Here is a 21,131-nt window from a genome sequence, read left to right on the forward strand (position 1 = left end):
GAAGTAGAACTGTGGACGGTAGCCTTTGAAGAATGGAGTATGACGACCACCTTCATCTTTGCTCAGAATATAAACTTCTGATTCAAAAGTAGTGTGTGGCTTGATTGAACCTGGTTTAGCCAGTACTTGACCACGTTGAATTTCTTCACGCTTAGTACCACGCAGTAAAACACCAACGTTCTCACCAGCACGACCTTCGTCAAGCAGTTTACGGAACATTTCAACGCCAGTACAAGTTGTTTTAACCGTGTCTTGGATACCAACGATTTCAACTTCTTCACCAACTTTAACGATACCACGCTCAACACGGCCTGTTACTACTGTACCACGACCAGAGATTGAGAATACGTCTTCGATTGGCAGCAGGAATGGACGGTCAATTGCGCGCTCTGGTTCTGGGATGTAGCTGTCCAGGTAACCGGCTAATTCAACAATTTTCGCTTCCCACTCAGGGATACCTTCCAGCGCTTTCAGTGCTGAACCACGAACAACTGGAGTGTCGTCGCCTGGGAAATCGTACTGAGACAGAAGTTCACGAACTTCCATTTCAACTAATTCTAACAGTTCTTCGTCGTCAACCATGTCACATTTGTTCAGGAAAACGATGATGTAAGGAACACCTACTTGGCGACCTAACAGGATGTGCTCACGAGTTTGTGGCATTGGGCCATCAGTCGCAGCAACAACCAGGATTGCACCGTCCATCTGAGCAGCACCAGTGATCATGTTTTTAACATAATCGGCGTGTCCTGGGCAGTCTACGTGTGCGTAGTGGCGAGTAGGAGTATCATATTCTACGTGAGAAGTAGAGATGGTGATACCACGCGCTTTTTCTTCTGGTGCGTTATCGATTTGATCGAATGCACGAGCGTTACCGCCGTAAGTTTTTGCCAGAACAGTAGTGATAGCTGCTGTCAGAGTAGTTTTACCGTGGTCAACGTGGCCGATTGTACCAACGTTAACGTGCGGTTTTGAACGTTCAAATTTTTCTTTAGACACGACTCTATTCCTTATGGAGTTCCCTCTTTACTATAAAGAAGGAACTTAAATTAAAGTTGTTATCGATAAAAATCGATTATTTAGCGTTACGAGCTTCGATTACAGCTTGTGCAACGTTGTTTGGCGCTTCATTGTACTTCAGGAACTCCATAGAGTATGAAGCACGACCTTGTGTCTGAGAACGCAGGTCAGTAGCATAACCGAACATTTCGGATAATGGTACTTGTGCACGAACAACTTTACCAGTAGGTAAGTCATCCATACCTTCAATCATACCACGACGACGGTTCAGGTCACCAATTACATCACCCATGTAGTCTTCAGGTGTTTCCACCTCAACTTTCATGATTGGCTCAAGCAGAACTGGTTTCGCTTTTTTGAAGCCGTCTTTAAATGCCAGCGATGCTGCCAATTTAAACGCCAATTCTGAGGAGTCGACATCATGGTAAGAACCGAAGTGCAGACGAACACCCATGTTCACAACTGGGTAACCAGCTAATGGACCAGATTTCAGCTGCTCTTGGAGACCTTTATCAACCGCAGGGATGTATTCGCTAGGAATCACACCACCTTTAATGTCGTTGACAAATTCGTATTCCATGTTGACGCCGTCTTTGTCTGCCTTGTTCAGTGGGTACATATCGATAACGACATGACCGTACTGACCACGACCACCAGACTGTTTCGCGTGTTTACCTTCAATGTCAGTCACTTTCATCGTGATTGCTTCACGGTAAGCAACTTGAGGTTTACCAACGTTCGCTTCAACTTTAAATTCACGACGCATACGGTCAACCAGAACGTCCAAGTGCAATTCACCCATACCAGCGATGATAGTCTGATTAGTCTCTTCATCGGTTGATACGCGGAATGATGGATCTTCTTGAGCCAAACGGCCAAGTGCGATACCCATTTTTTCTTGGTCAGCTTTAGTTTTTGGTTCAATTGCAACAGAGATTACTGGCTCTGGGAATTCCATACGCTCCAGGATGATTGGTGCATCAATAGCACATAAAGTATCACCTGTAGTTACGTCTTTCAGACCGATAGCAGCCGCGATGTCACCAGCGCGAACTTCTTTAATCTCTTCACGCTTGTTAGCGTGCATCTGAACGATACGACCAAAACGTTCTTTCTTAGATTTAACTGGGTTCAGTACAGTATCACCTGAATTAACAACACCGGAGTAAACACGGAAGAATGTCAGGTTACCAACGAACGGGTCAGTTGCAATTTTAAATGCTAAAGAGGAGAACGGCTCATCATCACTTGCATGACGCTCAGCTGGAGTATCTTTACCATCATCCAGAATACCGTTGATTGCAGGTACGTCTGTAGGTGCTGGTAAGTACTCAACAACTGCATCCAGCATCGCCTGAACACCTTTGTTCTTAAACGCAGAACCACAAGTAACCAGGATAATTTCGCTTGCCAGAACACGTTGACGAAGTGCAGCTTTAATCTCGTCTTCAGTCAGGTCTTCACCGCCCAGATATTTTTCCATCAGATCTTCTGATGCTTCTGCTGCGGATTCAACTAAATAGTTGTGCCATTCTTCAGCTAAGTCTTGAAGATCTGCAGGGATATCTTCGTATTCGAAGGTAACACCTTGGTCTTCATCGCTCCACTTGATCGCTTTCATTTTGATCAGGTCAACAACACCAGTGAAGCCTTCTTCTGCGCCTACTGGAATTTGAAGTGGAACTGGGTTAGCTGCTAAACGCGTTTTTAATTGCTCAACAACGCGTAAGTAGTTCGCACCCATACGGTCCATTTTGTTAACGAACGCGATACGTGGAACTTTATATTTGTTAGCCTGACGCCATACAGTTTCAGACTGTGGCTGAACACCACCAACCGCACAGTAAACCATTACTGCACCATCAAGAACACGCATAGAACGTTCTACTTCGATTGTGAAGTCAACGTGTCCTGGGGTGTCGATGATATTGATACGGTGTGGCTCGAACTGTTTTGCCATACCAGACCAGAATGCCGTAGTCGCAGCGGAAGTGATAGTAATACCACGCTCTTGCTCCTGCTCCATCCAGTCCATTGTTGCAGAACCTTCGTGAGTTTCACCAATTTTATGGTTTACACCAGTATAGAACAGAATACGTTCAGAAGTTGTGGTTTTACCGGCGTCGATGTGTGCACTGATACCGATATTACGATAGCGTGCTATGGGCGTTTGACGGGCCATTTTTTCCTCTCTCGTGGGCGTTCAATTTATCATATAAAGGGTAGCGAAAGGCTACCCTGAGATACATCACTAATATCAGTAAGAAATTACCAACGGTAGTGTGCGAACGCCTTGTTAGCTTCTGCCATACGGTGAACGTCTTCACGTTTCTTAACAGATGAACCTTTGTTCTCAGCAGCGTCTGATAATTCGTTTGCCAGGCGAAGTGCCATAGATTTATCACCGCGTTTACGAGCAGCATCAACGATCCAACGCATTGCCAGGGCATTACGACGAACCGGGCGAACTTCAACTGGAACTTGGTAAGTTGAACCACCAACACGGCGAGATTTAACTTCGACAGTCGGACGCACGTTATCCAGTGCTAATTCGAATGCATCAAGTTCAGTTTTACCAGAACGCTGAGCAAGGAGCTCAAGTGCGTTATATACGATTGCTTCAGCAGTAGATTTTTTCCCGTCTACCATCAGGATATTCACAAACTTGGCCAGTAATTCTGATCCGAACTTAGGATCTGGAAGAATTTTACGTTGACCAATTACGCGACGACGTGGCATGGATATTACTCCGTTGTTAATTCAGGTTTGTCCAAAACTCTACGAGAGTATTTTGACATTAAGATGAAAATGTTTGGCCTTACTTAACGGAAATCCATTAAGCCTTAGGTTTCTTCGCGCCGTATTTAGAACGAGCTTGCTTACGGTCTTTAACACCAGAACAGTCCAGTGCTCCGCGAACGGTGTGATAACGCACACCTGGCAAGTCTTTAACACGACCGCCACGGATCAGGATTACGGAGTGTTCCTGCAAGTTGTGGCCTTCACCACCGATGTAGGAAGAAACTTCGAAACCGTTAGTTAAACGAACACGGCATACTTTACGTAATGCTGAGTTTGGTTTCTTTGGAGTGGTAGTATATACACGAGTACATACGCCACGTTTTTGCGGGCAAGCTTCCAGTGCTGGAACGTTGCTTTTAACAACTTTCGAGCTACGAGATTTGCGTACCAGCTGATTAATAGTTGCCATTATTAAAAAAGCTCCTGGTTTTTTTGCTTCGTAAACACGGATTTTGACCTCGTTCGCCAACATGACGATACACGAGGACGCGAAATTTTATTGCCGACTGGCTCAGGTGTCAAGAAATATACAACTTTTAGTGACTTTATAAGGCAAAATGTTGCTTATGAGCCTCAGTCAGTGTCACAAAACCTTGATATGTGATGATAGAAACGTTGTCAGAAATTTTTTTCTGCAATCCTCTGGCGTTAATATCAACATCTAAGGCGTAAATTTGAGCACCGCTGTTTTGTAATTCAGCGAGGTACTTTGAGTGCGCAATGGCGGCGACAACCCCATCTTGCATCAGTAGAACAGCGTCATTGTTTGTTATTAACCGCAATATAGCGGGAAAATCACATTTAAACGGGGAGGTAGCGATTGTGTATAGCATGGACGGGATCCTACTACAGATCAAAATTTGAGCGCAAGCTTAAAATTTAAGCACGACATCGCAAGATGACAATTTTTCTTTGATTTGCTGCGCCGTTAAAAACTCCGGAGGAACAACCCATTCATTTTGTTGGCTAATGCCTCTTTCCTGTAATGAGTCCATACATATGTAAATATTTTCGATGTCATATAGAGGCAAAATTTTAAATGTCGAGATATAGTCGCGCGCCAGAATTTCTTTAGGTTGTTGATATCCGAGTAGCTGGCAAACACCATCAGAAATAAAGAAAACACTGATATCGTCACTCAATGCAGATGTTGCTAACAATGCATCTAGCCCTTCTCGCCCACTGGCACTTCCATGAGGTATGGTGGTAAAAACAAAGGCAATTTTTTTCACAAGATACCTTCAATAAAATCGCAGCTTAAAACTGGATAGTGCGGTCAGTTGTTAACATAGCTTCAGCAAGACTGCCTAAACCACTCATGATGAAACCGTCCGATAAATTATGTGTAGGTAATGATAATGAGGCTGCTTGCTCTTTATCAATAATTCCACGACGTAATCCTGCGGCGACACAGATATGCATTTCACAACCAGATTCTTGTGCTAACTTCCGCCATGCATTGACTAAATCGAATTCATCCGTAGCCGGTGAGGTGAGCACGTTACCGTTGAGAACCCCATCTTGATAAAAAAATAGGGTTTTCAAAATATGCCCCGCTTTCAGTAGAGCTTTGGCAAACTGGTAGGCACTCGCAGCTTGCGAAGTGCCATAAGCAGGTCCAGTGACTAATAAGCAGTAAGTTAATGGGTTTGGCTTACTCATTCACCACTCTTAAATTGGCGGATATATAAATAAACGGTGTGCTTAGAGATGTTTAGGCGATCTGCAACTTGGTTAATCGCATCTTTAATATCGAAAATACCTTTTTCATAAAGGTTGAGTACAACTTGCTTGTTCTTCGCGTTATTCGATACGTTGCGATCATTACTCACTTCTTCAATGGTGTATTCCAAAGTTTGTGCAACAAGATCATCAACAGACGATGCAAAGTTAACATCAGATGTAATCTCTTGCTTTTCTTCTGGCACAAAGCTTTTGATAATCTCAGAGAAAGGAACATCTAAGTTCATATTGATGCACAATAAACCAATGACACGCTGCTTACGATTACGAATCGCAATAGTGACCGATTTCATTAAATCGCCACTTTTTGCCTTAGTAAAGTAAGCTTTTGATACATTGGATTCCGCATCAGCCATATCGTGTAGCATTCTTAACGCGAGGTCAGTAATTGGTGAGCCAATTTTACGACCAGTATGCTGACCATTTGCTATTCTCACCGCTGAACATTTTAGGTCTTCCAAAGAGTGAAGAACAATTTCACAATGCTCACCAATTAGCATAGCGAGTCCATCAACCGCAGCTTCATAAGACTTTAAAATTTCATGGTCTGTCTCAGTAAAAGGTTGGTTATCTAAAATATTGATATCACTGAGATCATGGGATTGTAATGCATCAGACATTTCAACTTCATCCTTCTAAAGTGTATAAAATTCATCACGTCGGCTAGCAAGGCATTCATTATTCGACTAATTTGCCTTCATTTTATTGCTCATAGCTGACGTATATGATGATAAAAAATAAAAACGAATCTATTGAAGTTAAAACTACGAGGCGCTGCCGTCAAGAGAATGAATGCAAGAGAGTATGTTTTATCACAAGTTTCATGCAATTTAAGATTTTTAAATACAAATTTTCTCTCAAGGCTTATACAAAACTATTTTTTTCGTCTCGTATTGACCATTGAATACAAAAAAACCCAGAACAAGTCTGGGTTTCATCAATTTTGTCTCATAGAGAAAAATTATTTTGCAGCTGGTTTGATATCTAATAATTCAACATCAAAGACCAATGTGGAGTTTGCAGGGATACCTGGAACGCCATTCTCACCGTATGCTAATTCTGGTGGGATCACTAACTGAATTTTTCCGCCTTTTTTCAGGTTAGATAAACCTTCAGTCCAGCCTTTGATCACTGAATTCAATGGAATTGTCAGTGGCTCATTACGTGCATATGAACTATCGAATTCAGAACCATCAACTAAAGTTCCTTTATAATGAACAACAACAGTTTCATCTTCTTTAGGTTTTGCGCCTGTACCATCTTTTTCAATTTTGTATAGCAGACCTGATTTCGTTTTTACTACGCCTTTTTCTTTAGCGTATGCAGCACGGTAATCAGCACCTTTTTTCTCATTAGCGACAGTTTCGTCTTTAATTTTTTTCTCAGCAGCTGCTTTTACTTGACCTTCAAATTGACGTAAAGTTTCTTCAACTTCAGCATCTGTCATTTTGCTTTTACCGTTGAATGCATCTTGAACACCGGCAAGTAGTTGAGCTTTATCCAGGTTGATACCAATGGTTTTTTGCTCATCTAAAGAATTCTGCATGTAGCGGCCTAAAGAGGCACCTAGTGCGTAAGCATTACGCTCTTCTGCATTTTTGAATGCGCTGCTTTGCGCTTTTGCTTCTGCTGCCATGACTTGCGGTGCCGCAAATGTCAGCGCTAATGTCGTTGCTAATAGACTTGCCTTAAACAGTGATTTCATCCTAATCTCCGATAGCTATTATTCGAGTCTTTGAGACTCACTTTTATTGATAGCTGTTCCTTTAATTTAAAAAACAAGCTGTCAGTTAACACAATTAATATAAGAATATCTTAGACCACATTAACAAAAAGAGGTTTCAACGCCTATACCTTTAAGTAAAACTTATCTGTTGATTTGTAATGTTCGGTTATTATGATGTTTTTTTATGATGAGAACCCATAAGGAGAGTCTAAAATGGATGCATCAGATACTTTTGAACAACGGTTGGAACTTTTAGAAAGTAAAGTTGCTTTCCAAGAATTGACGATTGAACAACTTAACCAAGTGATCACAGAGCAACAAATGCAACTGTCAAAAATGCAAGAGCATCTCCGAATTGTCGCTGAAAGATTAAAAGCATCACAATCTTCCCATCTCGCACGTCCAGAGGAAGAAACTCCGCCACCACATTACTAATGTGGGCTAAAACGAGAAAAGGAAAGCATAAGCTTTCCTTTTCTACAAACAGTTAAGGCTTAGTGGCAGCCGCAACCGCCTTGTTTTTGACCGTGTCCGTGACCTTCGCCACCGCCACAGCAACCGCCTTCAGAACCATGGCTATGACCGCCACCGCCACAACAACCACCTTCGTGGTCATGGTCGTGGTCGTGACCATCTGCACCATGAACATGTCCATGTGCGATTTCTTCTTCTGTTGCTTCACGGATAGCCATGACTTCAACGTTAAATTTCAGGTTTTGGCCCGCTAACATGTGGTTACCATCAACGATAACTTCATCGCCTTCGATTCCAGTGATTTCAACTGGAACAGGACCCATATCAGTGTCAGCTAAGAAACGCATGCCCACTTCTAACTCATCAACACCCATAAATACATCTTTTGGTACGCGTTGAACTAAGTTGTCATCATACTGACCATATGCATCGTCTGAAGCGACTTCAACATCGAAATGTTCACCAACTTCACGGCCTTCTAATGCTTTTTCCAGACCAGAAATTAAAGAACCACGACCATGCAGGTAGTCCATTGGCGCACTGGCTGGGGACTCATCAACTAAAACACCGTCTTCTGTTCTTACTTGGTAAGCTAAGCTCACAACCAAGTCTTTTGCTACTTTCATGACATCTCCTACGACCCGTAAGGGAAAAATTTTTGCCAATTGTACCGGAAAACATGTGTGCTGTATTGAGAATTGACAAAATTCTCTTACTCTGGATTAAAAATACCGATTACTTTTTCTTGTTTTCTAACATGCTCCGTTGCATCACCCTCAACTTGTCGTTGTTGATCGCCGCACTTCACACATTCCACTACATCAATTTTATCTTCACGCCACATCATCAAAGTATCTTGGGACTGGCATTTAGGGCAAGTAGCCCCCGCAATAAAGCGTTTACGTGTTGACGCCATTTTTCTACCTTCACTGTTCGCGATTCCAGCTATGAGGCTGGCGATTTTCTCTTTGCATCTCTTTTTCAAAAAGCTCGTTTAATTCACGGCGAGCTTCTTTAATACGTGATATTTGGCCACTGTCGCTATTTTCATTTTCAGGAACGACATCCCTTAGCATACGCATATCTAGACGACGGAAATGCTGTTTCGCTCGATAAGCTTGGTGAGGATGCATTCCTGTGCTGACTAATGCTTTGCTTCCCATCTCTAAAGCACTGGAAAAAGTTTCACGGCTAAAATCTGTCACACCACTATGCAGTAATTCGTGAGCTTCTAAACGCCCTTCAGCACGAGCAATAATATGTAAATTAGGGAAGTTTTCTTGGCAAATTCGGACTATTTCCATCACTTCTTCTGGAACATTGCTAGTGATAACAATCGATTTTGCTTTATCTGCCCCCGCTGAGCGTAATAGTTGAAGGTCTCTAGCATCCCCATAATATACGGTGTAACCATAGCGGCGCATGGTACTAATTGCGGTGACATCTTGCTCTAATACGGTAATTTTCACCTTATTCGCCATGAGTAAGCGACCAACAACCTGCCCCATTCTCCCAAAACCAACCAAAATAACATGGGGATCATTATCCTCAACAAACGGTTTTTCTGTGGAAAAAGGTTGTTGATTATAGCGACGGTTCAAATAAGCATCTATCAGCTGCATCACAAGTGGGGTTGTCATCATGGATAATGTCACCACAACCAACAGTAAATCCATCTGCACCTCGTTGATAACACTCGCTCCAAATGCTGTCGCGTAAATCACAAATGCAAATTCCCCACCTTGACTGAGTACCCCAGAAAATTGAGCCCTTGCGCCATTGCGTAAACGAGCTGCAAAACCTAACCCATATAAAACCAACGCTTTTACAGCCACCAAAGCAACCACGGCAATTAAGACCTGTGGCAGGTAGCTCCATAGGACTTGTAGGTTAAGGGACATACCCACAGAGATAAAAAATAATCCCAGAAGCAGCCCTTTAAATGGATCGATATTGATTTCTAGCTCATGGCGGAATTCCGTTTCTGCTAGCATGACCCCCGCCATAAACGTACCGAGCGCCATTGAAAAACCTAAGCTTTCCATCACTAGTGCTGATCCGAGAACCACCAGTAACGCAGCTGCTGTGAAAATTTCATGTACACCAGACTTAGCCGCTAATCGGAATAATGGACGTAATAGATAACGCCCGACAATCCATAATCCAGCGAAAGCGACAACTTTCAAGCCAATTTTATACCAGTCGCTACTCCCTGTATCCCCTGCGAGGAGTGGGATCAACGCCATTATTGGAATAACCGCCATATCTTGAAAAAGTAAAACAGAAAAACCGAGCTGCCCACTTTCTTGCTTAGACATGCCCTTTTCATCCATTAACTGCAATGCCATTGCCGTGGAGGACATTGCCATACCGAGCCCACCAACAACCGCCGCTTGCCATGAAAATTGTGCAAGAATTAATAACCCAGCCATAATCGCAGCAGTGACGACAACCTGAACTGAGCCTACGCCAAAAATTGATCGCCGAAGTTCCCAAAGCTTAGAGGGCTTTAATTCCAACCCAATCAGGAACATTAGAAAAACCACACCCATTTCGGAAAAATGCAGAATATCGTCGACATTGTGAATAAAACCGAATACAAAGGGCCCAATTATGATGCCTGCTAGCAAATACCCCAGCACCGCTCCCAAACGAATTTTTTGCGCAATCGGCACCATAACCACACCCGCGCACAGAAATATGATCACTGACTCGAAAAGGTTCAGTTCATCCATTTGGATTTCCTCCGGTACTTAAGGGTTGCTGCATCCATTGTTTATATTCACCAATCATTTGCTGTAGTCGTTCCCCCTCCAGCCGACGAGCAGAATAAATAATACTTGGCGATAACCACTGCATGTCGCACATCAATGCCGTCAATTCAAACGGACGAAGTATTTCTAATAATGGATAACGGTTGTATCCACCATGCTGGTAAGCTGTAGCCGGTTCCCCGGTAGTAATAATCGAGCGCCAATATTTTCCTTTTAGTTTTTGGTAGCCCTGATCTGTTGCAAATCGCCGAGTTAGCACTTGGTCAAACCACTCTTTCAGTAAAGCGGGACAACTATAAGTGTAAAGAGGATGTTGAAATACAATGATGTCATGCTGACAAAGAAGCTTTTGCTCAGCCGTGATATCAATAAAAAAATCGGGGTAGGTCGCATATAAATCATGAACAGTAACATGCTCAAAATCACGTATAGCATTCAGTAACTGACGATTAGCAACAGATTCATTTGGATATGGGTGAGCATAGACTACGAGCACTTTCGGTGTATTTGACATCTTTCCCTCCTCAAAGGCGTGTCAGACGGATAATTTTCCGTTACCATGCAGCCTCAAAAATGTACTTTAAGCTTAATATATTTCTGTAATAACTTTATTACTCAAATATATCCAACTCGATAATTTAACATATTTTCAATAGACGGTTTCTATGATTGTTTTCTCTTCATTACAAATTCGCCGAGGTGTACGTGTTCTGTTGGACAATGCAACTGCGACTATCAACCCAGGACAAAAAGTTGGGTTAGTGGGTAAAAACGGCTGCGGGAAGTCAACACTGCTGGCACTCTTAAAGGGCGAACTGCAAGCAGAGGCAGGATCAGCAACCTTTCCAAGTAATTGGTCAATGGCGTGGGTAAACCAAGAAACTCCAGCCCTTGATATCCCTTGTATTGAATATGTGATTGACGGTGACCGAGAGTTCCGTGAATTAGAGCGTAAGCTACAACACGCCAATGAAAAAAATGATGGTCATGGGATTGCCGTGATCCACGGTCAATTAGATGCTATCGATGCGTGGACGATCCGCTCAAGAGCCTCTAGCTTGCTCCACGGTTTAGGTTTTAGTCAAGCCCAGCTACAATCCCCAGTAAAATCATTCTCCGGTGGATGGCGTATGCGTTTGAACCTTGCACAAGCGTTATTGTGCCGTTCAGATTTGTTGCTGCTCGATGAGCCGACGAACCACTTAGATTTAGATGCAGTGATTTGGTTGGAAAAATGGCTTAAAAGCTATTCTGGCACCCTGATTTTGATTTCCCATGATAGGGACTTCCTCGACCCAATCATCGACAAAGTGCTGCATATTGAGCAAGAATCCATGTTCGAGTATACCGGCAATTATTCATCGTTCGAGGGGCAACGCGCGATGAAGCTTTCACAGCAACAAGCTTTATATGAGAGTCAACAAGTTAGAGCTGCACACTTACAAAGTTATATTGATCGTTTTAGAGCGCAAGCCACTAAAGCAAAACAAGCTCAAAGCCGGATTAAAATGCTCGAAAAAATGGAAATGGTTTCTCCAGCACATGTAGATAACCCCTTCCATTTTTCATTCCGTAAACCCGAAAGCTTACCAAACCCATTATTGAAAATGGAAAAAGTCAGCGCAGGTTACGCCGAAAAAGTGATTTTAGAATCCATTAAATTGAACCTAGTTCCCGGTTCACGTATCGGCTTACTAGGCCGTAACGGAGCAGGTAAATCGACCTTGATCAAGATGCTTGCGGGTGATTTGCCTCCATTACATGGGAAAATCTCGCTCTCAAAAGGCATCAAGCTTGGGTACTTCGCTCAGCATCAATTAGAATATTTGCATGCAGATGAATCGCCATTACAGCATATCGCCCGCCTTGCACCTGACCAAACCGAGCAACAACTGCGTGATTATCTAGGTGGTTTTGGCTTTAAAGGCGACCAAGTCACGGATCCAACGGGCCGTTTTTCTGGTGGTGAAAAAGCGCGCTTAGTTTTAGCTTTAGTGGTATGGCAGCGCCCTAACCTACTGTTACTCGATGAACCGACTAACCACCTTGATTTAGATATGCGTCAAGCACTTACTGATGCGCTAATGGACTTTGAAGGGGCATTAGTGGTGGTATCCCATGATAGGCATTTATTGCGCTCAACAACGGATGAATTTTATCTGGTTCATGGCGGTATGGTGGCTCAATTTGATGGTGATTTAGATGATTATCAACAATGGCTAGCTGAGCAAAACAAACTCGAGTTACAACAGACTCGCGATCTGCTAGAAAAAGACAAACCAGCCAGCGCATCAACCGTGACGGCACAAGATAGAAAAGACCAAAAACGTCGCGATGCCGAATTCCGTCAACTGACCCAACCTATCCGTAAAAAAATTACGGAGTTGGAAAAAAAGATGGAAAAATATTCGACGTCTTTGAATGAGTTAGAAGCCAAGTTATCCGATCCTGCAATTTACGAACAAGACAAAAAAGCAGAGTTAACTGACTGTTTGAAAAAACAGACAGAACAAAAATCCGCACTTGAGGATGTTGAAATGGAGTGGATGGACCTGCAAGAGCAATTAGAAACGATGACCAGTGAGTTTGAAGCGGGTTAGCTCTGCGGCTTAAGCTTTTAAATCGATAGATGTAGCCCTAGTTATTAACTAGGGCTTTTTATTGTCTATACATATGACACACCTAATTTAAGTCCAATTACACAAGTAAAAATGGGATATCTAGATATGAAATATTAATTAGTAATAAAAATCTTATATTTCCATCAATTTACATATGTTTAACAGCACTTAATTATAATTGCTGGTCTGATATTTCATTCGATAGCAATAAATGAGTATTTTTAACTAAATAAAAAATCAAAGAATATTAAAACATTCTTTATTATTCATAATATTACGTTCTAAAAAATAATCGCTTAAATAAGCTATTTTTTCCATCGAAAGAAAGCCTTTATAATATTCATAATTGCACACATTAAAAATCATCCAAGTGAGAATTTAACTATTCTTATTTTGATATTATTTCATGGCTGGTATTCTATGATCTATATAATAACAATGCTTTACGGAAGAGAAACGGCTAAGCGATATTTTTGGGCTATTCTCTCAATAACATTATTTGGTGCTTTAATTGGCATCTGCTTTTTTTTATTACCTTTTTTCGCCGATCCCTATGAATTTATTATCCTCCTCTGTATTCCTATCTTATTAGAAGCTATCCGCTCATTTTTTTGTGCAGCCTATTGTACTGGAGCGGCTAGAGGGCTAAGGATCAGCCGCGGACTCGTTTTACTGTTTATGGTCTATGTCGTTTTATTTTCTAAAATTCATGCATGGGAAACGGTATTATCCGGTTTTATTACCGGCTTATATTTGATGGTGAGCTCTGTTTGGAAGATGTCAAACAGCGTCGTGCTTAAGTTTAAACGCTGGAAACTGATGTTCGCTGTTTCCGTTCTTGAATTCATGATAGGACTGTGGAATTTTATTCCATGGTCCTTTGATTACTCGTCTCGTCAAATATATTGGGATGTTGGGACTCTGATTTTAATTTATTCCCTTGATTCATTTTTTGTTTATTACTTCGTCACAAGTAGTCAGTTAGCGGATATTGATAGCCTAAAATCAAATGAAAATGAGGCTAATGAAGAGAATGAGACTAATAATAAAAATAGAGAAAAAGCGGTTTTGCATGTTTGGACAACCACAGGGCAATTACCACTCTTTTTTAAACTTATTCAACGCTACATTGTCTCTCGCAATTCATTAGGGGTGATCAGTACAGGCCACGTCGCCTTTGAACTTGATGAGGTTTATATTAGCCATTACCCAGAAAAAGATATTGAACGCGATACCTCTCAATTCTTGAAAATTTTAAAATCGACTGAAGAAAATAACGATTCTGGCGTTTTCCAAATCAGTTATAACGACGAAATGAAAATTGCACCACCCTCTAATTTCACAATCCCAATCGACGGTGTAAGCAAAGAAAAGTTAGACGAATTTTGGAATGAATATCGCAAAGATACCACTTACAATCTCACTAACCGAAATTGCTCAACTGTGGTCTCTCTTGCATTAATAAAAAGCACCGAGGGTTACTTTACTGAGAAGCGTGGCGGATTTATGCTCCTCCTGAAGCTGCTATTTAGCCCTGAATTATGGGTTATGTCCCAGCTAAGAAAACATGCAAGTATCATGACATGGACTCCAGGGATTGTTTTAGATTATTCCCGAGCGATGTCTGTACTATTAAAAATGTAACTTTACGGTCAGTCTATGAATCCAAAAGATGATTGGAGAACGGAATATCGCTATAAACCTCATATGGAGCTTAACAGTGATACCGCTGAAATAACGATCCACAATTTTAGGTCCTTTCAGTTTTTAGATGAAAATAAATATATTTGGAATACAAAGAGCTACAATCTTTCCGATTTGCGCAGTGTGGATTTAGTACAGTCCCATTGGACAGGAAAAGTGATCGCCCATGTTTTTCTTAGTTTTGGTTTTGCCAATGGAGAATATGTTTCTTTCTCCATTGAAACACGGCGAAAATCACATCAAGAATTTTCTGTTTGGAAAGGATTTTTCTATCACTATGACATTATTTATGTCGTGGCGGATGAACAAGATTTGATTGGTACAAGAGTCAATTTGCGTAATGAGCAGGTTTATATCTATCCTTTAAACCTAGATCACGAGCTAGTCACGTTATTATTTTTAAACTATATGCATAAAGTCAATGAGCTCAAAGATACGGATGAACGATATCATTCCATGTGGAATAACTGCACAACAAGTATCTATAAAATCGCCAAGAAAACTTACCCAGAATTTAAATTTAACTGGAAATTATTAGCTAGCGGATATGCGTTTAAATATTGCATTCAGCTGGGATTTATTGAAAAAGAACAGTTTATTAATAAGCAGCAAATTCCGATTATTGAATTAATCGATAATGAGTTTTCAAAAAAAATAAGAAATTAGATTCTACATATAAATCAAGTACGCAAAAAAATAGAGCCCTATATTTCCATATGGGACTCTATTTTTACTTAAAATTATTTATCTAACGATATAAATTTATTGACCCTTCACGCACATCACATGATATTTCCCATCAATTTTTTCTGTGCCTTCGGTTTCATGTTCAAAACCTGGGAACTCGCTATCCCATGCCTGCAAACTACGTAAATAACCGATGTGAGGACTATGGGTTTCCCCAAAACTTTCACCCGATAACAACATTGGAATACCCGGTGGGTAAGGAATAATCGAGTTAGCAGCGATACGTCCCGCTAACTTATCGAGAGGAACGGCTTCCACGCGGTTAGCGACAATCTCTTGGTAGGCATCTCGTGGGCTCATCATCACTTGCGGTAATTCAGAGTAGGCTTGGTTCAACTGGCTTCCCGGATTATTGCGCTGTAAATAGGCAAACATTTTATCCCCAAGATCACGAAGTCCCATATCTCCATAAATCTCAGGAGCAACCTCCACCACTTCCGGAAGCACTTTTTTCAATTGCGTATTGGTGTCGTAATGGCGCTTAAAGGAGAGTAACGCATTCACCAGCGTTCCCCATTTACCTTTGGTAATTCCCATAGAAAACAGGAACATAATTTGAAAATCTGTCGTTCTTGTTGGGACGATACCATAATGATTGAGCCACGCCGTCACCAATGCAGCAGGAACACCAGAATCTTGTAATTTACCATCATCTCCCATGCCTGGAGCCAAAATACTCACTTTAATCGGATCTAGCATCGCCCAATCAGCAGGAATATTTTTGAAACCATGCCATGTATCTTCAGGATTCATCACCCAGCAACTCTGTTCTTTCATCAGCAAAGGAACCGGCGCAAATTCAAAGGGATAAACTTCGCCTGTTGCAGGGTCTTTTACTGTCTCCTGATTCCACGGTTTGAAAAACCACTCGCCATCATTTTGGAATTCTTTATACAGATACCCCAAAGATTGGCGGAAGTCGATGGCTTCGCGGATCACTTCATCGGTTAAAGAACGACCACTGTTACCGTCCATCATATCGGCAGCAATATCATTTGATGCACAAATCGCATATAACGGCGATGTGGTCGCATGCATATGATAAGCCTGATTAAAGCGATTAAAATCTATGGCATTACGCCCATTTCTGATGTGAATAAATGAGGCTTGGGAGAGGGCATTAAGTAATTTATGTGTTGAGTGAGTAGCAAAGATAGTGGGGTCATCTGCTTTTCGTTCCTCATCACGCATCGCAAAATGGTCACGATAAATAGGGTTAAAACGTGCGTAGCCATACCAAGCTTCATCAAAATGAATACGATCGAGGGATTTATCCAGTAAATCTTGAACCTTACGCGCGTTGTAGCACACCCCATCATAGGTACAGTTGGTCACTACACTATAAGCAGGTTTTTTGCCTACTTTATCTTTTGTTAATGGGTTACTTGCCACTTTTCTTTGAATCGCCTCTGGAGACATTTCAGTTGGGTAAATTGGGCCGATAATCCCATAACGGTTACGACTTGGGACCATATAAACAGGTTTTGCCCCTGTTAAAATCAATCCTTGCTCGATAGATTTATGGCAATTACGGTCAATCACCACCACATCATCATCGGTCATACACGCCTGCATAATGGTTCGGTTCGAGCCAGAGGTTCCTACCACCACAGAATAGGACTGGTCGGCACCAAAAATACGCGCGGCATTTTTCTCGCACTCACCAAATGCGCCAGTATGATCCAAAAGCGAACCTACTGCGACTCGTTCGATACCGATGTCAGTACGAAACAGATTTTCACCAAAGAAATCATGATAGATACGCCCCGCAGGCGTCTTAGTAAAACCCACGCCCCCTTGATGTCCCGGTGCAGCCCATGAATGTTCATGCACATCACTGTATTTAATCAAGCTTTTCATCAGAGGAGGTAGTAATTGAGCTCGGTAACGGATTATCGCAGCCAGTACTCGCCCTGCGATAAAGTCAGCAGAGTCTTCAAGGATCCACGCAAATTCATCCACTTGCTCCATCATTTTTCTATCAAAGGCGACAAGGGCTTCTTCACGATCGCTTAATAGGAAAACGGGGACATCCTCTTGGCGACGATGCAATTGCGTGATTAGCCGATGGGCTTGCGCCTGCTCTTCTTTATCGGACATATCCCGTCCATAGAGCAGGCAATCAATACTGGAGTTTGAGCGAATATATGCCAAACCATCTTCAAAATCACGAATAATGACCGTTTCCACATGCTCATCGTTTAATTCACTTGCAAGCCTAGCGACTGCATGGCTAATCACGGAATCTTCATCAGTTAACTCAGTATAAACAATGAGCGCTCTCATCAATAATACCCTTTCAAATAGTAAATAAAAAAATCATTACTCTATTCTTAACTCAGATTAGGCATTATTGCAAAATTGAGAGTTAATGAATGTATTATCTATTCAGATAATGAATAATCCGTTGTTTGCCCACGATAGAGGTGGCGAATAATTTTATCATCCTCAAATTCTTCTCGTTCATGGAGCACTCGCCGGTTATCCATAATAAGCAAATCACCATTTTCCCAATAGTGTTTATAAGAATAACGAGGCTGTTTTATAAATTCGGCTAATTCAGCAAAGAATTTTTTCGTTTCCTCTTTAGAAAATCCGACAATACGTGATTCCCAATTAGCTTGTTGACCGTCATTAAAAGGGAAATAAATCAGCATCTGCTCTATCCATCCCAAATCGGTAAAAACAGGATAATTGCACCATCCTTCCTGTTCCATATCGAACCACCCATCCACTGAAATATCAATATTACAACCACGATCCAACGCTCGAACTTGAAAGGTTTCATGTTTGAGTATTTTAATTAAATGAGGAGGGGCTTCTTTTAATGCTAAAACTTGATCACAAATGATTGTTGCACCATGAAATTTCATATTTTTAATTTCATTAGCATACAAAAATATCTGATCGACTGGTGATAACAATACGCCACCATCCGCATGAAAAGGAAGCTGATTACGACCAGTTAATAATCGGTCTTTTTTACCATCCAGTTGCATCACATCTCGGCATTCAGGCTCCGCTTCTGTATGTTGTTCAACTCTCTCAACGATTGAACCAAACTGGGTATACATATCCCGAAACGCCAGCACATCAAATTTAAGCTTATTGATGACTAAAAAACCTTGTCGCATTAATAAATTCTTAATGTTATTTGTGTCTGCTTGCATAAAATCATTGGCAGACATCTTCGCACCAAATCCCGTTGACATCATTGGTTGCCATTTTATCGTCGCGTTCATGATATTCCTCACAATGGATATTAAGATAACATTTGAGAAGAATATATTTACCGGAAAAATATAACCACACAACATCAATTGTAATTTAAGGATTAACAAATAATATCAATTTAATTAAATTGAATATTATTTAACTTCATTTATTAAAGCAAAAATACCAAATTTAAAAAATAAAAATGTATTCTAATACCGTTATTTAAATTATGAATACCTGCATTTTTTAATTAAACATATCATTATTTATATTAAAATTTTACTCATCCAATTGATTGATCATGACCTTTGCATTCATCACCAGAGCCTTGGCTTTGTCTTCACGTTTTTGTAGTAACGCCATAAACAATAAATCGGTTAGGGTATTTTGCGCCGTCCTTGAAGAGATGGAAGAACTGCGCCATTCATTCTCTTCCGCCATACTTTCTAATACGTAATCAGATAACTGTGCCAAAGGGGAATCTTTAGAGCGCGTAATCGCAATCACGCAAGCACCATTATTATGACCAATGTTAGCAGCCGTTAGCATATCTTTTCGCTTCCCTGAAAAGGAAATTACAATTTGAACATCTTTGGGGGTAAGCGTAAGTGCAGCCGCAATTTGCACATGATGATCAGGTTCCACCAGCGTCGTAATGCCTATTTTTTGCAATTTATAGCTAAGATCTTTCGCCGTTAAGCCTGAACCGCCGATACCAACAATCTGTACACGCTGGGCGCTATCAAGGATCTCAACAATTTTTTCAAACTGATTAAAATCAATACGTTTTGTCGTTTCTGTAATTGAGTTATTTTTTTCCAATGCTAATTTTTGCGCCACCACCATCAAGCTATCGGTTTGAGCAATCCGATTATGTAACGCCATATGTGGGCTAACATGCTCCTGCTGTTGACGCCCAATGATTTCACTCAATGCCAATTTCAGCGCAGGATACCCCTTTACACCCAATTTTTGGCTAAATTTCACAATGGCAGATTGGCTGATACCAAGCTGTTCCGCTAACTGCTGAGAAGACAATTTCAGTACTTTTTGTGGATTCTCTAAGATAAATTGTGCAATTTTCTGTTGGTTCTCAGCAAGCCGAGGTAATAAACAGGTCATCGTATCGAGTAAATTCATAGCGCCCTCAGAAAAGAGATATCCGTAAATTATTGACCATTTACAAATAAATTATTCCAACAATAGAAATATCATGCCAAGAGATTATTCCTTTAAATTCAATAATAAATTAGATTATTAAAGGGACAATTAACAAAATTATTCCTATATATTGGCAAGCTAGAATAGATAACTCCGTGACATTCATCACATCGTAGGAATAAAAAATTCCATAGCATACTGCCATGATAAAATTTCGGAGCAATTTTTATGACAATTGATTTAAGCAAGATGGTAACGGAAAGCCGTAATACTGCGAGCATGGATATTGACCAACTGTCCACTATTGAGATGCTGAAAGTCATCAATGATGAAGATAAAAAAGTGCCTGTAGCGGTGGAAAAAACCTTACCACAAATAGCTCAATTAGTTGATAAAGTTGCCGAAGCTTTCCTTAATGGTGGTCGCTTAATTTATTCTGGTGCCGGAACATCTGGTCGTTTAGGGATCCTTGATGCCAGTGAATGCCCACCGACTTACGGAACGCCACATGAACAAGTGATTGGCTTAATTGCGGGTGGTCATCAAGCCATTTTTCGGGCGGTAGAAAATGCCGAAGACAAGCCAGATCTTGGCGAGCAAGATTTAAAAGATATTCATTTCAATTCAAAAGATATTCTCGTTGGTATAGCAGCAAGTGGGCGAACGCCTTACGTACTTGGTGCACTGAAGTATGCATATTCTGTCGGTGCAACCACGGCATCCATTAGCTGTAATCCTGACAGCCCAGTATCTCAAGCCGCTGATATCGCCATCACGCCAGTAGTTGGTCCTGAAGTTGTTACGGGCTCCTCACGAATGAAAGCGGGTACTGCCCAAAAACTGATCCTCAATATGATTACAACGGGCGCCATGATCCGTATCGGTAAAGTTTTTGGCAATTTAATGGTCGATGTTGAAGCGACTAACGCCAAATTAATTGAGCGCCAAACTCGCATCGTGATGGAAGCGACTGAGTGTGATCGCAACACCGCAGAATTGGCATTGCAACAATGTGATAGACACTGTAAGACCGCAATTTTGATGATTTTATCAGGCTTAAATGCGGATGAAGCCCGTCAACTACTCGCTAACAATAACGGCTTTATTCGCACTGCCCTCAACATCGCAAAGTCTGTCTAATCA

21 protein-coding genes are annotated in these 21,131 nt (G+C 41.3%); 5 read left to right on the plus strand and 16 right to left on the minus strand.

Annotation, left to right across the window (positions count from 1 at the left end; translation table 11 throughout):
* The 9 genes from tuf to fkpA all read right to left on the minus strand — a co-directional run.
* Window positions 1-999 (minus strand): elongation factor Tu (tuf, locus tag PROVRUST_RS05295; protein ID WP_006813692.1); only part of this gene is annotated, 999 nt, incomplete at its 3' end.
* Window positions 1,000-1,075: 76 nt separating this feature from the next.
* Window positions 1,076-3,202 (minus strand): elongation factor G, encoded by a 2,127-nt coding sequence (gene fusA, locus PROVRUST_RS05300; RefSeq protein ID WP_006813693.1) that lies wholly within the window; start codon window positions 3,200-3,202, stop codon window positions 1,076-1,078.
* 86 nt (window positions 3,203-3,288) lie between these two features.
* Window positions 3,289-3,759 carry a 30S ribosomal protein S7 gene (gene rpsG, locus PROVRUST_RS05305; RefSeq protein WP_006813694.1) on the minus strand — a complete coding sequence of 157 codons (471 nt, stop codon included), beginning with the start codon at window positions 3,757-3,759 and terminating at the stop codon, window positions 3,289-3,291.
* A 97-nt stretch (window positions 3,760-3,856) separates the two neighbouring features.
* Window positions 3,857-4,231 carry a 30S ribosomal protein S12 gene (gene rpsL / locus PROVRUST_RS05310; RefSeq protein ID WP_004265905.1) on the minus strand — a complete coding sequence of 125 codons (375 nt, stop codon included), beginning with the start codon at window positions 4,229-4,231 and terminating at the stop codon, window positions 3,857-3,859.
* Between the two features lie 136 nt (window positions 4,232-4,367).
* Window positions 4,368-4,655: a sulfurtransferase complex subunit TusB gene (gene tusB, locus PROVRUST_RS05315; RefSeq protein ID WP_006813696.1), complete on the minus strand. Its 288-nt coding sequence runs from the start codon at window positions 4,653-4,655 to the stop codon at window positions 4,368-4,370.
* 39 nt (window positions 4,656-4,694) lie between these two features.
* Complete coding sequence (gene tusC, locus PROVRUST_RS05320; RefSeq protein WP_006813697.1) at window positions 4,695-5,054, minus strand: sulfurtransferase complex subunit TusC; 360 nt, start codon at window positions 5,052-5,054, stop codon at window positions 4,695-4,697.
* A gap of 25 nt (window positions 5,055-5,079) precedes the next feature.
* Window positions 5,080-5,484 carry a sulfurtransferase complex subunit TusD gene (gene tusD, locus PROVRUST_RS05325; protein WP_006813698.1) on the minus strand — a complete coding sequence of 135 codons (405 nt, stop codon included), beginning with the start codon at window positions 5,482-5,484 and terminating at the stop codon, window positions 5,080-5,082.
* On the minus strand, window positions 5,481-6,185 hold the full coding sequence (locus PROVRUST_RS05330; protein ID WP_006813699.1) for a helix-turn-helix transcriptional regulator: 705 nt from the start codon (window positions 6,183-6,185) through the stop codon (window positions 5,481-5,483). Before PROVRUST_RS05330 ends, tusD begins: the two co-directional genes overlap by 4 nt.
* A gap of 341 nt (window positions 6,186-6,526) precedes the next feature.
* Window positions 6,527-7,270 carry an FKBP-type peptidyl-prolyl cis-trans isomerase gene (gene fkpA / locus PROVRUST_RS05335; RefSeq protein WP_006813700.1) on the minus strand — a complete coding sequence of 248 codons (744 nt, stop codon included), beginning with the start codon at window positions 7,268-7,270 and terminating at the stop codon, window positions 6,527-6,529.
* Window positions 7,271-7,504: 234 nt separating this feature from the next.
* On the opposite strand from fkpA, the gene PROVRUST_RS05340 reads away from it, so the two are divergent.
* Window positions 7,505-7,726: a SlyX family protein gene (locus PROVRUST_RS05340; RefSeq protein WP_006813701.1), complete on the plus strand. Its 222-nt coding sequence runs from the start codon at window positions 7,505-7,507 to the stop codon at window positions 7,724-7,726.
* 59 nt (window positions 7,727-7,785) lie between these two features.
* Here PROVRUST_RS05340 and slyD read toward each other — a convergent pair whose 3' ends face one another.
* The 4 genes from slyD to kefG all read right to left on the minus strand — a co-directional run bounded on the left by slyD (window position 7,786) and on the right by kefG (window position 11,053).
* Window positions 7,786-8,391, minus strand: a complete 606-nt coding sequence (gene slyD / locus PROVRUST_RS05345) for a peptidylprolyl isomerase (RefSeq protein WP_006813702.1) — start codon at window positions 8,389-8,391, stop codon at window positions 7,786-7,788.
* A gap of 86 nt (window positions 8,392-8,477) precedes the next feature.
* Window positions 8,478-8,681, minus strand: coding sequence for a YheV family putative zinc ribbon protein (locus tag PROVRUST_RS05350; RefSeq protein ID WP_006813703.1), 204 nt, complete (start codon window positions 8,679-8,681; stop codon window positions 8,478-8,480).
* A 10-nt stretch (window positions 8,682-8,691) separates the two neighbouring features.
* Window positions 8,692-10,500 carry a glutathione-regulated potassium-efflux system protein KefB gene (kefB, locus tag PROVRUST_RS05355; protein WP_006813704.1) on the minus strand — a complete coding sequence of 603 codons (1,809 nt, stop codon included), beginning with the start codon at window positions 10,498-10,500 and terminating at the stop codon, window positions 8,692-8,694.
* Window positions 10,493-11,053, minus strand: coding sequence for a glutathione-regulated potassium-efflux system ancillary protein KefG (kefG, locus tag PROVRUST_RS05360; protein ID WP_006813705.1), 561 nt, complete (start codon window positions 11,051-11,053; stop codon window positions 10,493-10,495). The genes kefB and kefG overlap by 8 nt, the downstream gene beginning before the upstream one ends.
* 151 nt (window positions 11,054-11,204) lie before the next feature.
* Here kefG and PROVRUST_RS05365 point away from each other — a divergent pair, with 151 nt between their 5' ends.
* The 3 genes from PROVRUST_RS05365 to PROVRUST_RS05375 all read left to right on the plus strand — a co-directional run bounded on the left by PROVRUST_RS05365 (window position 11,205) and on the right by PROVRUST_RS05375 (window position 15,530).
* Window positions 11,205-13,139 carry an ABC transporter ATP-binding protein gene (locus PROVRUST_RS05365; RefSeq protein ID WP_006813706.1) on the plus strand — a complete coding sequence of 645 codons (1,935 nt, stop codon included), beginning with the start codon at window positions 11,205-11,207 and terminating at the stop codon, window positions 13,137-13,139.
* Window positions 13,140-13,580: 441 nt separating this feature from the next.
* Window positions 13,581-14,804, plus strand: coding sequence for a hypothetical protein (locus PROVRUST_RS05370; protein ID WP_006813707.1), 1,224 nt, complete (start codon window positions 13,581-13,583; stop codon window positions 14,802-14,804).
* Between the two features lie 15 nt (window positions 14,805-14,819).
* Complete coding sequence (locus tag PROVRUST_RS05375; protein ID WP_006813708.1) at window positions 14,820-15,530, plus strand: Lnb N-terminal periplasmic domain-containing protein; 711 nt, start codon at window positions 14,820-14,822, stop codon at window positions 15,528-15,530.
* Window positions 15,531-15,626: 96 nt separating this feature from the next.
* Here the strand turns inward: PROVRUST_RS05375 and adiA are convergent, their stop codons facing one another.
* From adiA to PROVRUST_RS05390, 3 genes are all read right to left on the minus strand, one after another.
* Window positions 15,627-17,897, minus strand: a complete 2,271-nt coding sequence (adiA, locus tag PROVRUST_RS05380; RefSeq protein WP_006813709.1) for an arginine decarboxylase — start codon at window positions 17,895-17,897, stop codon at window positions 15,627-15,629.
* Between the two features lie 98 nt (window positions 17,898-17,995).
* Complete coding sequence (locus tag PROVRUST_RS05385; protein ID WP_231705399.1) at window positions 17,996-18,799, minus strand: TauD/TfdA family dioxygenase; 804 nt, start codon at window positions 18,797-18,799, stop codon at window positions 17,996-17,998.
* A 307-nt stretch (window positions 18,800-19,106) separates the two neighbouring features.
* On the minus strand, window positions 19,107-19,967 hold the full coding sequence (locus PROVRUST_RS05390) for a MurR/RpiR family transcriptional regulator (protein ID WP_006813711.1): 861 nt from the start codon (window positions 19,965-19,967) through the stop codon (window positions 19,107-19,109).
* 249 nt (window positions 19,968-20,216) lie between these two features.
* Between PROVRUST_RS05390 and murQ the strand changes: the two genes are divergently transcribed.
* Window positions 20,217-21,128, plus strand: coding sequence for an N-acetylmuramic acid 6-phosphate etherase (gene murQ / locus PROVRUST_RS05395; protein WP_006813712.1), 912 nt, complete (start codon window positions 20,217-20,219; stop codon window positions 21,126-21,128).
* Window positions 21,129-21,131: the final 3 nt, after the last annotated feature.

The sequence above is a fragment of the Providencia rustigianii DSM 4541 genome, assembly GCF_000156395.1.
Lineage (GTDB): Bacteria > Pseudomonadota > Gammaproteobacteria > Enterobacterales > Enterobacteriaceae > Providencia > Providencia rustigianii.

Excerpts from the sequence above, each read along its gene's own strand:
- fusA (WP_006813693.1), bottom strand. The coding sequence starts at position 3,202 with ATGGCCCGTCAAACGCCCATAGCACGCTATCGTAATATCGGTATCAGT.
- rpsG (WP_006813694.1), bottom strand. The coding sequence starts at position 3,759 with ATGCCACGTCGTCGCGTAATTGGTCAACGTAAAATTCTTCCAGATCCT.
- rpsL (WP_004265905.1), bottom strand. The coding sequence starts at position 4,231 with ATGGCAACTATTAATCAGCTGGTACGCAAATCTCGTAGCTCGAAAGTT.
- tusB (WP_006813696.1), bottom strand. The coding sequence starts at position 4,655 with ATGCTATACACAATCGCTACCTCCCCGTTTAAATGTGATTTTCCCGCT.
- tusD (WP_006813698.1), bottom strand. The coding sequence starts at position 5,484 with ATGAGTAAGCCAAACCCATTAACTTACTGCTTATTAGTCACTGGACCT.
- PROVRUST_RS05330 (WP_006813699.1), bottom strand. The coding sequence starts at position 6,185 with ATGTCTGATGCATTACAATCCCATGATCTCAGTGATATCAATATTTTA.
- fkpA (WP_006813700.1), bottom strand. The coding sequence starts at position 7,270 with ATGAAATCACTGTTTAAGGCAAGTCTATTAGCAACGACATTAGCGCTG.
- PROVRUST_RS05340 (WP_006813701.1), top strand. The coding sequence starts at position 7,505 with ATGGATGCATCAGATACTTTTGAACAACGGTTGGAACTTTTAGAAAGT.
- slyD (WP_006813702.1), bottom strand. The coding sequence starts at position 8,391 with ATGAAAGTAGCAAAAGACTTGGTTGTGAGCTTAGCTTACCAAGTAAGA.
- PROVRUST_RS05350 (WP_006813703.1), bottom strand. The coding sequence starts at position 8,681 with ATGGCGTCAACACGTAAACGCTTTATTGCGGGGGCTACTTGCCCTAAA.
- kefB (WP_006813704.1), bottom strand. The coding sequence starts at position 10,500 with ATGGATGAACTGAACCTTTTCGAGTCAGTGATCATATTTCTGTGCGCG.
- kefG (WP_006813705.1), bottom strand. The coding sequence starts at position 11,053 with ATGTCAAATACACCGAAAGTGCTCGTAGTCTATGCTCACCCATATCCA.
- PROVRUST_RS05365 (WP_006813706.1), top strand. The coding sequence starts at position 11,205 with ATGATTGTTTTCTCTTCATTACAAATTCGCCGAGGTGTACGTGTTCTG.
- PROVRUST_RS05370 (WP_006813707.1), top strand. The coding sequence starts at position 13,581 with ATGATCTATATAATAACAATGCTTTACGGAAGAGAAACGGCTAAGCGA.
- PROVRUST_RS05375 (WP_006813708.1), top strand. The coding sequence starts at position 14,820 with ATGAATCCAAAAGATGATTGGAGAACGGAATATCGCTATAAACCTCAT.
- adiA (WP_006813709.1), bottom strand. The coding sequence starts at position 17,897 with ATGAGAGCGCTCATTGTTTATACTGAGTTAACTGATGAAGATTCCGTG.
- PROVRUST_RS05385 (WP_231705399.1), bottom strand. The coding sequence starts at position 18,799 with ATGTCTGCCAATGATTTTATGCAAGCAGACACAAATAACATTAAGAAT.
- PROVRUST_RS05390 (WP_006813711.1), bottom strand. The coding sequence starts at position 19,967 with ATGAATTTACTCGATACGATGACCTGTTTATTACCTCGGCTTGCTGAG.
- murQ (WP_006813712.1), top strand. The coding sequence starts at position 20,217 with ATGACAATTGATTTAAGCAAGATGGTAACGGAAAGCCGTAATACTGCG.